This is a genomic window from Paracoccus aminovorans, from assembly GCF_001546115.1.
GTDB classification, from domain to species: Bacteria; Pseudomonadota; Alphaproteobacteria; order Rhodobacterales; family Rhodobacteraceae; genus Paracoccus; species Paracoccus aminovorans_B.
In genome coordinates this window covers 81,637-94,438 of record NZ_KQ955208.1, presented here as the reverse complement: position 1 = coordinate 94,438, position 12,802 = coordinate 81,637, and the positions used below count along the sequence as shown (strand labels likewise).

Here is a 12,802-nt window from a genome sequence, read left to right as displayed (position 1 = left end):
CACCAAGGCGCAAAAGCCCAGGAGGGGTGACATGGCACGCGGACCGAAAGTCATCGTGGACCGTCCGACCACGAAACGCATCGGCGCGCTCGGCGCGCTCTGGCCCTTCATCCGGCCCTATCGCGGACTGCTCGCGGTGGCGGTGCTGGCGCTGGTGGCGACGGCCGGGATCAGCCTGGTGCTGCCGCTGGCGGTGCGCCGCGTGGTCGACGGCTTCGACGCCGGCGCGCATCTGCTCGACCAGTATTTCGGCGCGGCGCTGGCCATCGTCGGGCTGCTCGCGCTGGGGACCGGGCTGCGTTACTACTTCGTCACGCGGCTCGGCGAGCGCGTCGTGGCCGACATCCGCAAGGCGGTGTTCGACCGCGTCATCGCCATGAGCCCGGCCTTCTACGAGCGCGTGCTGACCGGCGAGATCATCAGCCGCATCACCACCGACACCACGCTGATCCAGTCGGTCATCGGCTCCTCGGTCTCGATCGCGCTGCGCAACTTCATGATCCTGATCGGTGGCATGGCGCTTCTGGTCTGGACCTCGCCCAAGCTCTCGGGGCTGGTCCTGCTGCTGGTGCCGCTGGTGGTGGTGCCGATCGTCGTGCTGGGCCGGCGGCTGCGCAAGCTCTCGCGCGAGAACCAGGACTGGATCGCGCTGTCCTCGGGCGCGGCCTCGGAAAGCCTGCTCTCGGCCCAGACAGTGCAGGCCTTCACCCATGAAGGCCCGACCCGGGCGCGCTTCGACGAGGTGACCGAACGCTCCTATGTCTCGGCGCTGGACCGGGTGCGGACCCGCACGGTGATGACGGTGATCGTGATCTTCCTGATCTTCTCGGGCGTGCTCGGCGTCCTTTGGATCGGCGCCCGCGACGTGCGGACGGACGTGATGACCGTGGGCCAGCTGGTGCAATTCGTGATCTACGCGGTGATGGTCGCCGGCGCCGTCGGCGCGCTGTCGGAAATCTGGGGCGAACTGCAGCGCGCCGCCGGTGCGACCGAGCGGCTGACCGAGCTGCTGACGAACGAGGACAGCCTGACCGATCCCGCCGCGCCGGTGGCCCTGCCCCGGCCGGTCAGGGGCGCCATCGGCTTCGACGACGTGACCTTCCACTACCCCTCGCGCCCCGACCGCTCGGCGCTCGAGGGCATTACGCTCGACATCGCGCCGGGCGAGACGGTGGCGCTGGTCGGCCCCTCGGGCGCCGGCAAGACCACGGTGATCCAGCTGCTGCTGCGCTTCTGGGATCCCGATGCCGGCACGGTCAGCATCGACGGCATCGACCTGCGCAGCATGGCCCGCGCCGATTTCCGCCAGGCCATCGCGCTGGTGCCGCAGGACCCGGTGATCTTTGCCGCCACCGCGCGCGAGAACATCCGCTTCGGCCGCCCCGAGGCCAGCGACGCCGAGGTCGAGGCCGCCGCCCGCGCCGCCCATGCCGACGAGTTCCTGGCGCTCCTGCCCGAGGGATATGACAGTTATGTCGGCGAACGCGGGGTGATGCTGTCAGGCGGGCAGAAGCAGCGCATCGCCATCGCCCGCGCCATCCTGCGCGACGCGCCGATCCTGCTTCTGGACGAGGCGACCAGCGCGCTCGACGCCGAATCCGAACGGCTGGTGCAGCAGGCGGTGGACGAACTGGCCCGCACCCGCACCACCATCATCATCGCGCACCGGCTGGCGACGGTGAAGAAGGCCGACCGCATCGTCGTCTTCGACCATGGCCGGATCGTGGCGCAGGGCCGGCACGACACGCTGGTCGCGCAGGGCGGGCTTTACGCCCGGCTGGCGCGGCTGCAGTTCACCGAAGGCGCCGAAGAGGCGTCCGCGCTGCCGCCGCAGGGCTGAGCGGCCCCGGCGGCCGCGCCGGGCTCAGCGCGGCGCGCTGTAGACCGCCGCCCAGAACACCGTCTTGCCATCGCTGCCGACGGCCTTGCCGATGCCGTAATGGCGCATCTGCGGGATCAGGATATTCGCCAGATGCCCGCTGGAGCGGCTCCATTCCTGCAGCACCCGCTCTTGCGTGAAGGGGCCGGCGGCGATGTTCTCGGCCGCGATGCTGGGCCGATAGCCGTCGTTCTTCAGCCGCTGCATCGGCCCCTTCGTGCTGCTGCCGCGATGCGACATCACCCCGCGCCGCGCCATGTCGCAGGCATGGCGGGCCGCAACCTCGGCCAGCTCGGCATTGGCACGCAGCGGCGCCAGCCCGCGCGCCTGCCGCGTGGCATTGGTCGCGGCGGCGGCTGCCTTGTTTTCGCGCACCGACGTCTGGTAGCAGGAAACCGCGCCTTGCCGCGCCAGGTTGAAGGCGACGGATTTGGTCGAGACCCGCACCTGGATCTCGGCCAGGGCCGGCGAGGCGAGCAGGCCCATTAAGGCCATGAAAACCAACGAATTGGTCAATTTGTTCAGCATGGAATCCCCTTGTTTCATGGGGAAAATAGGAAAGACGGTTCAGTTTCACAACTTCCGATTGCTGAAAATTGTATGGAACCGCCGCTTGCGCGGATCTTTGCCGTTGTGATGCAATCCGAGCCAAAGGAGTGGTCATGGCCATTTGGGATTTCGTGAAGGACGCCGGAAAGTCGCTGTTCGGCAGCGAGGCCGAGGCGAAAGAGGCTCCGGCACAGCCGGCAGGGCAGTCCGCGGCGCAGGCCGCGGAAAGCGACACCGACCGCAAGGTCGCCGCGCTCAAGGCCGAGCTGAAGGCGCTTGGCCTGACCGGCAAGGATGTCCACCTGAAGCTGCGCGGCGATACCGTGGTGATCTCGGGTCAGGCCCGCGACCAGGAGACGCTGGAAAAGCTGATCCTCGCCGTCGGCAACATCAAGGGCATCGCCCATGTCGAGCTGGAGGGCGCCAGCACTGAAACTCCGGCCCCCGCCGGTGCCAAGCCCGTGTTCCACACCGTGCAAAAGGGCGAGACGCTTTCCGCCATTTCGCAGAAATACCTCGGCAAGGCAGGCCGTTACCAGGAAATCTTCGAGGCCAACAAGCCGATGCTGACCGACCCGGACAAGATCTATCCCGGCCAGACGCTGCGCATTCCGCAGGCCTGACGCGGCGTCTCTGACGCTGCGTTTCCACGCGCCGCGGGCAAGGCCCGACTTGCCCCGGCGCTGCTTTTCGGACCATGCTTTCCAAGGCGGGGCCAAGGCGCGCCCCGGGAGAATTTCTGGGAGGATTCAATGGTCAGGTTCGCGAACGTCGCAGACCGCAACGCGGTCGAGGCGGAAATGCCCTATGCGCAACGGCAGTTGCCGGCGACCATTCATCAGGCCCTGACCCTGACCCGCGACCGCCATCCCCAGCGCCCCGCGATCAGCTTCCAGCTTTTCTCGGACCCCAAGGCGCCGGCGCGCAGCCTGACCTGGTCCGACCTGCACGAGCGGGTGACCGAGACCGCGAACCTGTTCCACAGCCTGGGCATCGGCCCGCGTGACGTGGTGGCCTATCTGCTGCCGAACTGCCTCGAGGCGCCGGTCGTGCTGCTGGCGGGTGCCACCGCCGGCATCGTGAACCCGATCAACCCGCTGCTGGACCCCGAGCAGATCGCGGCCATCCTGCGCGAAACCGGCGCCAAGGTGCTGGTGACGCTGAAGAGCTTTCCCAAGACCGACATTGCGCAGAAGGCGGCGCAGGCGGTGGCGCTGGCCCCCGGCCTGCAGACCGTGCTGGAGGTCGACCTGCGCGGCTACCTGACCGGGGTGAAGCGGCTGCTGGTGCCCTTGATGCGGCCCAAGGTGTCGACCCGTCACCACGCCCGGGTGCTGGATTTCGAGGCCGCCGCCAGCGCCCAGCGCCACGACCGGCTGCTGTTCGACCCGGCGCCCGAAGACCGCGTCGCCGCCTATTTCCATACCGGCGGCACCACCGGCACGCCCAAGGTGGCGCAGCACAAGCTGTCGGGCATGATCTACAACGGCTGGCTGGGTGCCGAATTGCTGTTCACCGAACGCGACGTGCTGATGTGCCCGCTGCCGATGTTTCACGTCTTCGCCGCCTATCCGATCCTGATGTCCTGCCTGATGTCCGGGGCGCAGCTGGTCATGCCCACTCCGGCCGGCTATCGCGGCGAGGGCGTCTTCGACAATTTCTGGAAGCTGATCGAGCGCTGGCAGGCCACCTTCCTGATCACCGTCCCGACCGCCATCGCCGCGCTGATGCAGAGGCCGGTCGATGCGGATGTCTCGTCGCTGCGCACGGCGATCTCGGGCTCGGCGCCGCTGCCGATGGAGCTTTACAACCGCTTCCGCTCGGCCACCGGCGTCGAGATCGCCGAGGGCTATGGCCTGACCGAGGCGACCTGCCTGGTGTCGGTGAACCCGGTGGACGGGCTGAAGAAGGTCGGCTCGGTCGGCATCCCCCTGCCCTATACCCATGTCCGCATCCTGCGCCGGGTGGACCGCGTCTTCCAGGAATGCGCCGTGGACGAGATCGGCGAGATCTGCGTCGCCAACCCCGGCGTCTTCGAGGGCTCGACCTATACAGAGGCCGACAAGAACCACGACCTGTTCGCCGAGGACCGCTTCCTGCGCACCGGCGACCTGGGCCGGCTGGACGCGGACGGCTATCTGTGGATCACCGGCCGGGCCAAGGACCTGATCATCCGCGGCGGCCACAACATCGACCCGGCGATGATCGAGGACGCGCTGCTGTCGCACCCCGCCGTCGCCTTCGCCGGCGCCATCGGCCAGCCCGACAGTTTCGCGGGCGAACTGCCCTGCGCCTATGTCGAGCTGGTCGCGGGCACAGAGGTCACGGTCGAGGCGCTGATGGAGCATGCCCGCGAGCACATTCCCGAACGCGCGGCGGTGCCGAAATATATCGAGGTGCTGCCCGAACTGCCCAAGACGGCGGTGGGCAAGATCTTCAAGCCCGACCTGCGCAAGCTGGCGATCAAGCGCGTCTATGACGAGGCCCTGGCCGGAGCCGGGCTGCCGGTCACGGTGGCCGAGGTGGTCGAGGACAAGAAGCGCGGCCTGGTGGCGCGGTTGGTCCGGCAGGGCAGCGTGGACGAGCAGGCACTGGCCGATTGCCTGGGCCGGTTCACCCGGCCTTGGGAGTGGGGCTGAGCGCGCCTGCGGCTGGCGCGCAACGGCTGCGGGCGTTGCGTGAAGCAAGGCATTGATTTTCAATGATCGACCCATGCACCCGGCGTACACCGCGCGTACACAGCCTGTGCACCGGGCGTCGGACGATCAGGCGGCGTCCGGGTCGTGGCCGGGGTGGGCATGTGATGCGCCGCTGACCGGCAAGCGTTGGCGGAGGCTCTAGCCTTGGCGCGACCATGCCGACAGCGCGGGGCCTTGCAGGGACGCGATGCAATCCTGTGCTGATCCGGGGCTGGTCGGCAGCGACCGAAAGCGCGGCTGGCGGCCGCGGTCCTGGGCGCATCGGCCGGCACCGGGCGCACCCCCGCCGAGAGACGGGACAGCCACCGGGTCGCGCGTCCGGCAGGGGCGGCTTGACCGCCGGACGGGGGGACGACGGAGAAACCGATGCGAAACCCGTTCGAGATCTGCGCTCGGGTCAACTGACCGCCGCCTCTCCCGCGCCCGGAATGACTCCCTTTTCAGGAGAATTTCGGTTAGCATCGGAGCAAGCCCAACTTTCCGCGTTCGGTCATGTGTCATGCGGTTTGTAAGATTTCTTGCTGCGATGGGTTTCATGCTTGCCGGCACGCCCGCGGCGCGCGCAGCCTGCGACGGATTTTTCGACTTCCGCTGCACGCTCGACGACATCGGCGCGGCCGTTCTTGACGGTATCGTCACTCTTCCCGGCGTATCCGCCGACGCGCCCGTCGCAGGCTCGGCGGACTGGTCCAGCACGGCGGCGCCCCAGCAGACCGCCTCGGCCCAGCCCAGCCCCAGCGCGCCCTTGGTGCGGGCCTCGCGCATCTTTTCCGGGCCCAGCCAGTATCCGCCGGCGGAATTCGCCGCCTATGGCATCGTGGCCTTTCCCAGCCTCGCGACCCCGGCCGACCGCGCCCGGCATGTGAGCATCTGCAAGGCCTATGTCGCCGTCCTGCCCAACGCCTCGCAGATCCCGACGCCACGGTCCGAGCAGATGGTCACCGTCTGGCCGGTCAAGGAGGATGCCTTGGGCGACAGGCTGACGCAGGCGGCGCCGGCAGAACCCTGCGAGGCGGCGGTCGATGGCTATGGCCAGCTGGCGGGGTTGCGGGCCATCCGCATGGCCGAGCAGGTCGGCGGCACCCTGGGCGACGGCAGCGGCCCGTTCCTGCTGGCCTGGAGCCCCGGCAGCGGACATGGCTCGCCCGATGCCCATGTGCTGCGCGTCGACATGAGCCATGTGCGCACGGAAGAGCAGGCGAAGACCGTCTTCCGACGCTGGACCAGAGAGATCGAGGGGCGCCCGGAGCTTTGGCAACGGGGCTGGGACCTGCAAGCCGTGCGCATCGCATTGCAGGGCTGGGCCGACGACATGGGCGCCCGCATCATGCCGGAGTGACGGGGATGAACCTGCTGGACATCATCAAGATCGGGGGCGCGTCGGGGGCGGCGGGGCTGCTGCTGGGGATCGGGCTTGTCACCTGGGTCAGGCCGGAGACGTCCCGGGGCTCGTTGTTCCTGATCCTGGTCGCGGTCTGCCTGGTCAGCCTGTTCGCTGCCGTCGTCACGCTGCTGTGGCGCCTGGCCTTTCGCCAAGATCCCAAGGCGCCGCCCGAGTGAGGCGCCGTCACCGGGCCGGCCTGACCCGTGCAGGGTCAAGCCGGTGTTGCGCGTCTGATCGGCCACCTGTCGGCGCGGTGGAGGGTCCAGGCTCGCGTCCTAGCGGGTGAACTTCTTGTATTTCACCCGCTTCGGCTCGATCGAATCCGGGCCGAGGCGGCGGACCTTGTCGGCCTCGTAATCCTCGAAGTTGCCCTCGAACCATTCGACATGGGCGTCGCCCTCGAAGGCCAGGATATGCGTGCAGAGCCGGTCGAGGAAGAAACGGTCGTGCGAGATGATGACCGCGCAGCCGGCGAAATCCTCCAGCGCCGCCTCCAGCGCCTGCAGGGTTTCCACGTCCAGGTCGTTGGTCGGTTCGTCGAGCAGCAGCACGTTGCCGCCGGATTTCAAGAGCTTCGCCATATGGACGCGGTTGCGTTCGCCGCCCGACAGCAGCCCCACCTTCTTCTGCTGGTCGCCGCCCTTGAAGTTGAAGGCCGAGGCATAGGCGCGGCTGTTCATCGAGGCATCGCCCAGCACGATCTGCTCGGCCCCGCCCGAGATTTCCTCCCAGACGGTCGCCTCGGGGTTCAGCGCATCGCGCGACTGGTCGACGAAGGACAGCTTCACCGTGTCGCCATAGCTGATCTCGCCGGCATCGGGTTTTTCGTGCCCGGTCAGCATCTTGAACAGCGTCGACTTGCCGGCGCCGTTCGGGCCGATCACGCCGACGATGCCGCCCGGCGGCAGGCTGAAGGTCAGATCCTCGATCAGCAGCTTGTCGCCCATGGCCTTTTTCAGGCCGGTGACCTCGATCACCTTGTTGCCCAGCCGCTCGCCGTTCGGGATGATGATCTGGGCGTTCGACAGCTTCTCGCGCTCGGACTGGCCGGCGAGTTCGTTATAGGCGTTGATCCGGGCCTTCTGCTTGGCCTGCCGCGCCTTGGCGCCGGCGCGGATCCATTCCAGCTCGCGCTCCAGCGTCTTCTGCTTGGCCTTGTCCTCGCGCGCTTCCTGCTCCAGCCGCTTGGCCTTCTGTTCCAGCCAGGCCGAGTAATTGCCCTCGTAGGGGATGCCGCGGCCGCGATCCAGCTCCAGGATCCAGCCGGTGATGTCGTCGAGGAAATAGCGGTCGTGCGTCACGCAGAGGATGGTGCCGGGATATTCGATCAGGTGCTTTTGCAGCCAGGCGATGGTTTCCGCGTCCAGGTGGTTGGTCGGTTCGTCCAGCAGCAGCATGTCGGGCTGTTCCAAGAGCAGCTTGCACAGCGCCACGCGGCGCCGCTCGCCACCCGACAGGCTGTCCACGTCGGCGTCGTCGGGCGGGCAGCGCAGCGCCTCCATGGCGACGTCGATCTGGCTGTCGAGATCCCACAGGTTCTCGGCGTCGATCTCGTCCTGAAGCTTCGCCATCTCGTCCGCGGTCTCGTCCGAGTAGTTCATGGCCAGCTCGTTGTAGCGGTCGAGCTTCTGCTGCTTGGCCTTGACGCCCTCCATGACGTTGCCGCGCACGTTCAGCGCCGGGTCCAGCTGCGGCTCTTGCGGCAGGTAGCCCACGGTCGCGCCCTTGGCGGCCCAGGCCTCGCCGGTGAAGTCCTTGTCGATGCCGGCCATGATGCGCAGAAGCGTGGATTTGCCGGCGCCGTTCACGCCGACGACGCCGATCTTGACGCCGGGCAGGAAGTTCAGGCGGATGTTCTCGAACGTCTTCTTGCCGCCCGGATAGGTCTTGGACACCCCGTCCATGTGGTAAACGAACTGGTAGGAGGCCATGATCTTTCCCCGTCTCTGAGACCCGTGAATCGCGCGGATATGTAGTCGAGACGGGCGGAAAGGGAAAGTCTCAGCGGAAAGCCTTGGTGAAATCCAGTCCGAAGGTGCGGTCGAGGAAGCCGAATTGCGGCTCGAGCTTCTCGCGCAGCCGGGCGCGGGCCTTGTCGGGCAGCGCCAGCGCATTGTCCGAGGCAAAGACCTTCTTGCCGATGTCGCGATAGTCATGCGGCGGCAGGCCCAGGAAGTCCTCGACCCGGCGCAGGAAACCCAGGGGGTCGCGGGCGATCATGCCGAAGGGCATGTAGAGCAGCCGGTCCGGCCCGAAATGCGCGTTCCAGCGCGGGACGTAGCTCATGTAGTCGCCGCGATCCATCAGCACCGGATCCTCGACTTCATGGAGCCAGTCCTCGACGGTCTTGGGTTTGCGGCGGGCGCGGGTCAGGTTCATCTTCAGCTGCGACACCGCCCGGTCGACGGGGTGGCGGATGATATAGACGAACTTGGCATCGGGCAGGAATTTCGCCACGAACTCCACGCCCTCCACCGGCAGCGTCGAATATTCCGGCGTCACGTCGATCGGATGCGTGCCGGCCGGCGCGGGCGAGAACACCAGCTTGTACCAGTGGTTGGTGAACATCGGCTCGCGCGTGATGCGGTTCAGATAGCGCGTCATCGCGGGCGGCATCTCTTCGCCCTTGGCGTCCCAGCGCTTCTGGATGTTCTGGCGGCCGCGGCGGAAATGCCAGGGCAGCCATTTGCGGTGTTCCTCGATGAAGCGGTGGTTGAAGAACTGCACCTCCTTGAAGGGCGGCGTCCAGACCTCGGGATGCTGCGAGAGCATCTGCGACAGCCAGGTCGTGCCGGCCTTTTGCGCGCCGATTCCCACGAAATCGGGCTTGCGGGGCTTGCCTTCGGGGTCCCAGTTCATGCGTTCCGCCTTCATCCGTCACCGTCAGCCCCTACCTAAGCCAGCCCGGCCGAAGGGGGAAGCCGCATATCGACAGCCGGCGCGCGCATGGTTAACCTCTCGCGCAACGGAGGTGCACATGACCGGTTTCCTGCCCAACAACCGCCAAGCGCCGCAGCACAGCCCGGTGCCGCGCAAGTCGATCCTCAGCCCGGGCGATGCGATGCGGCGCGCGCGCGTGCTGCCGCCGGCGCAATGCCGCGACAACCGCGCCAAGCTCGACAACCTGCGCCGCCTGATCGCCGCGGCCGAGCGCGAATACCGCGAGATGACCTTGGAGCTGGACCGGCTGAACGACGAGGGCCGGGTCTGGCTGGTCGTCGACCTGATCCACAAGACGGCGCTGGCGACGCTGGACCTGGGCGCGGCGATCATGCAGGTCTCGGGGCTGAAGGCAGGCGACGCGGTGCGGGCGCTGGCCGATGGCACGCAGACCTTCAGCGACGTCTATGGCGGTGCTACGGGGGTGGCGAACGGCTCGGTCTCGGGCAAGGAATTCGCACGCACCCTGGCGCAGCGGGCGCTGACCCATACGCCGGCCAAGGGCGCCGGCGGCGCCTATGCCAAGGGCACGGCCGACCTGGCGCTGGGGGGCTGGTCCAGCATCGACAATATCACCGGCGCCCAGGGCCGTAGCGCCACCAATGCCCGCACGGCCGAGGCAGCGGTCGAGGCGACGGCCGGGCTGATCCAGCGCACCGCCGATACGGTGGACACGCCGGCCTCGAAGCGGGTCTGCGCGGCGGCGCAGATCGCCAAGGCGATGGCCAGCTACAACCGCGAGCTCGAGGGCGCCTTCAACCGCCGGCTCGAGACCTCGGGCGGGCTGATGGCGACCAAGGCGACCTTCCAGGCGACGATGCAGCGCACCATGGCCCGCTATCGCCGCGATGCGGCCGAGCTGGAGACGCTGCTGGAAGGCTGCATGTAGTCCACGCCGTCAACCCTGCCGGCATGCGACACCTTGTCCGTCGACAGGGCCGGGCCGGCCGTGGTTCACTGGCCGAAAGTGTATGCGAGGTCGGTGATGAACGCGCACGCCCAGCTGCCCCTGGTCTATTCCTGCTCTGGCTGCTCCAGCGCGGCGCAGATGGCGAATTACCTCGCGGTGCAGATGGACCGCCGCGGACTGGCCGAAATGTCCTGCATCGCCGGTGTCGGCGGCGACGTGCCGAAGCTGGTGCGCATCGCCACCGCGGGCCGGCCGATCATCGCCATCGACGGCTGCGCGCTGGCCTGCGTGCGCAACTGCCTTGGCCGCCATGGCGTCGCGCCGTCGCAATACCACCTGCTGTCCGACCACGGCGTCCGCAAGCGCTACAAGACCGATTTCGACCCCGAGGAGGCCGAGCGGGTGCTGTCGGAACTGGCCGAGGCCCTGGTTCCGGCCGCCGGCGCCTAGGCCGTCAGTCCAGCCGGCCCCAAAGGTCGTATTCCCCGGCCTCGTCCACCGTCACCGTCACGATGTCGCCGGGGCTCAGGCTCTCGAAGCCTTCGTCGATGAACAGGTTGCCGTCGATCTCGGGCGCATCGGCCTTGGTGCGGCAGGTGGCGCCCTCGGCATCGACCGAATCGACGATCACCTCGATGCGGCGGCCGACCTTGGCGGCGAGCTTCGCCTCCGAGATCGCCTGCGCCTTTTCCATGAAGCGGTCCCAGCGTTCCTGCTTGACCGCGTCGGGAACGTGGTCGGGCAGCAGGTTCGCCCGTGCGCCCTTGACGTTCTCGTACTGGAAGCAGCCGACGCGATCCAGCTGCGCCTCGTCCAGCCAGTCGAGCAGGGTCTGGAACTCGGCCTCGGTCTCGCCCGGATAGCCGACGATGAAGGTCGAGCGCAGGGTGATCTCCGGGCAGATCGCGCGCCAGGCGGCGATCTCGTCCAGCGTCCTGGCCGCTGCCGCCGGCCGCGCCATGCGGCGCAGCGTGTCCGGATGCGCATGCTGGAAGGGGATGTCGAGATAAGGCAGCACCAGCCCCTCGGCCATCAACGGGATCAGGTCGCGCACATGCGGATAGGGATAGACGTAATGCAGCCGCACCCAGGCGCCCAGCCCGCCCAGATCGCGGGCCAGGTCGGTGATATGGGCGCGGTAGCCACGTTCGGTCGCATATTTGCGGTCGAGGCCGTAGGCCGAGGAATCCTGCGAGATCACCAGCAGCTCGCGCACGCCGGCCTCGACCAGCTTCTCGGCCTCGCGGATCACCGCATGCGCCGGGCGGCTGACCAGCTTGCCGCGCATGTCGGGGATGATGCAGAACTTGCAGGCGTGGTTGCAGCCCTCGGAGATCTTCAGATAGCTGTAATGCCGCGGCGTCAGCTTGACGCCGCTGGCCGGCAGCAGGTCCACGAACGGATCGGGACTGGGCGGCACGGCGGAATGCACCGCGTCCAGCACCTGCTCGTATTGCTGCGGCCCGGTCACCGCCAGCACGGAAGGGTGCGCGCCGGTGATGTATTCCGGCTCGGCCCCCAGGCAGCCGGTGACGATCACCTTGCCGTTTTCCGACAGCGCCTCGCCGATGGCCTGCAGCGACTCGGCCTTGGCCGAATCGAGGAAGCCGCAGGTGTTCACGATCACCGCGCCGGCGCCCTTGTAGTCGGGGCTGATGGCGTAACCCTCGGCCCGCAGGCGGGTCAGAATGCGCTCGCTGTCCACCAGCGCCTTGGGACAGCCGAGGCTGACCATGCCGATGGTCGGTTGCCCGTCCCTTCGCGTGATGTCGAAGATCGGGCGGGGGGCGAGATCGGGGCGCAACAGGGGCGGGTTCTGGCTCATGATGCGCGGCATATAGTGGCAAGCGGGCCGCTTGTTAAGCAGGAAGCGCGGCTCGCCGGAACGTCATTTGGCGTTCCGCGTTCGGCAAGGCATAGCAAGGGACATGAGCATGCCATCCATCCTGACCCGTCTTTCGCTGGCCGCCGCGCTGTCCATGGGGCTGCTCGCCGCCCCCCCGGCAAGCGCGCAGCCGCGCGGCAAGCCCATCGTCATCCTGAACAACAAGGGCGGCAATGTGCTGGAGGCGATCCAGTATCGCAACCAGCTGGCCCGCAGCGGCCGGCCGGTCGAGGTGCGGGGCTATTGCCGCTCGGCCTGCACGATCTACATCACCCTGCCCAATGCCTGCCTGGGACCGGGCGCCACGGTGGGCTTCCACGCGCCGCGCATCCCCGGCACCTCGATCATCCCGCCGATCGTGGACGAGCTGATGGCGCAATATTACCGGGGTGGCATCCTGCGCAAATGGAACGGCGAGTGGAAGCATTCGCTGAACATGCACAAGATCAGCGCCCGGCAATATGTCGCGCTGGACCCGCAGACCCGGCTGTGCCGCTGACGCTGCCGGTTGCATCTCGCGGCCCGGCCGCGTAACCGCCGGTCGGGGGCAGCGGGG

The 12,802-nt window shown here is 67.9% G+C and carries 12 protein-coding genes; 8 read left to right on the top strand and 4 right to left on the bottom strand.

Annotation, left to right across the window (positions count from 1 at the left end; translation table 11 throughout):
* The first annotated feature begins 31 nt into the window (after nt 1-31).
* A complete protein-coding gene (locus tag ASV56_RS00445) occupies nt 32-1,840 on the top strand; it encodes an ABC transporter transmembrane domain-containing protein (protein WP_062560318.1) in 1,809 nt (602 codons plus the stop codon).
* 24 nt (nt 1,841-1,864) lie between these two features.
* On the opposite strand, the gene ASV56_RS00440 is transcribed toward ASV56_RS00445, so the two are convergent.
* The gene (locus ASV56_RS00440) at nt 1,865-2,407 is read right to left on the bottom strand and encodes a CAP domain-containing protein (protein WP_253879799.1); all 543 of its coding nucleotides are present in this window, start codon (nt 2,405-2,407) and stop codon (nt 1,865-1,867) included.
* Nucleotides 2,408-2,541: 134 nt separating this feature from the next.
* Here ASV56_RS00440 and lysM point away from each other — a divergent pair, with 134 nt between their 5' ends.
* The 4 genes from lysM to ASV56_RS00420 all read left to right on the top strand — a co-directional run bounded on the left by lysM (nt 2,542) and on the right by ASV56_RS00420 (nt 6,687).
* Complete coding sequence (gene lysM, locus ASV56_RS00435; protein WP_062560317.1) at nt 2,542-3,051, top strand: peptidoglycan-binding protein LysM; 510 nt, start codon at nt 2,542-2,544, stop codon at nt 3,049-3,051.
* Between the two features lie 129 nt (nt 3,052-3,180).
* Complete coding sequence (locus tag ASV56_RS00430; protein WP_062560316.1) at nt 3,181-5,067, top strand: acyl-CoA synthetase; 1,887 nt, start codon at nt 3,181-3,183, stop codon at nt 5,065-5,067.
* Nucleotides 5,068-5,653: 586 nt separating this feature from the next.
* The gene (locus tag ASV56_RS00425; protein ID WP_062560315.1) at nt 5,654-6,466 is read left to right on the top strand and encodes a hypothetical protein; all 813 of its coding nucleotides are present in this window, start codon (nt 5,654-5,656) and stop codon (nt 6,464-6,466) included.
* 5 nt (nt 6,467-6,471) lie between these two features.
* Nucleotides 6,472-6,687 (top strand): hypothetical protein, encoded by a 216-nt coding sequence (locus ASV56_RS00420; protein ID WP_062560314.1) that lies wholly within the window; start codon nt 6,472-6,474, stop codon nt 6,685-6,687.
* A 99-nt stretch (nt 6,688-6,786) separates the two neighbouring features.
* On the opposite strand, the gene ettA is transcribed toward ASV56_RS00420, so the two are convergent.
* Entirely contained in the window at nt 6,787-8,442 is a 1,656-nt protein-coding gene (gene ettA / locus ASV56_RS00415; protein WP_062560313.1) for an energy-dependent translational throttle protein EttA, read from the bottom strand.
* A gap of 70 nt (nt 8,443-8,512) precedes the next feature.
* The gene (locus ASV56_RS00410; protein WP_062562173.1) at nt 8,513-9,370 is read right to left on the bottom strand and encodes a sulfotransferase family protein; all 858 of its coding nucleotides are present in this window, start codon (nt 9,368-9,370) and stop codon (nt 8,513-8,515) included.
* 118 nt (nt 9,371-9,488) lie between these two features.
* Here ASV56_RS00410 and ASV56_RS00405 point away from each other — a divergent pair, with 118 nt between their 5' ends.
* Nucleotides 9,489-10,340, top strand: a complete 852-nt coding sequence (locus ASV56_RS00405) for a hypothetical protein (protein WP_062560312.1) — start codon at nt 9,489-9,491, stop codon at nt 10,338-10,340.
* A 96-nt stretch (nt 10,341-10,436) separates the two neighbouring features.
* Nucleotides 10,437-10,811, top strand: a complete 375-nt coding sequence (locus ASV56_RS00400) for a putative zinc-binding protein (RefSeq protein WP_062560311.1) — start codon at nt 10,437-10,439, stop codon at nt 10,809-10,811.
* A gap of 4 nt (nt 10,812-10,815) precedes the next feature.
* On the opposite strand, the gene rimO is transcribed toward ASV56_RS00400, so the two are convergent.
* On the bottom strand, nt 10,816-12,186 hold the full coding sequence (gene rimO / locus ASV56_RS00395; protein WP_082724799.1) for a 30S ribosomal protein S12 methylthiotransferase RimO: 1,371 nt from the start codon (nt 12,184-12,186) through the stop codon (nt 10,816-10,818).
* A 103-nt stretch (nt 12,187-12,289) separates the two neighbouring features.
* Here rimO and ASV56_RS00390 point away from each other — a divergent pair, with 103 nt between their 5' ends.
* The gene (locus ASV56_RS00390; RefSeq protein ID WP_062560309.1) at nt 12,290-12,745 is read left to right on the top strand and encodes a hypothetical protein; all 456 of its coding nucleotides are present in this window, start codon (nt 12,290-12,292) and stop codon (nt 12,743-12,745) included.
* The last annotated feature ends 57 nt before the right edge of the window (nt 12,746-12,802 follow it).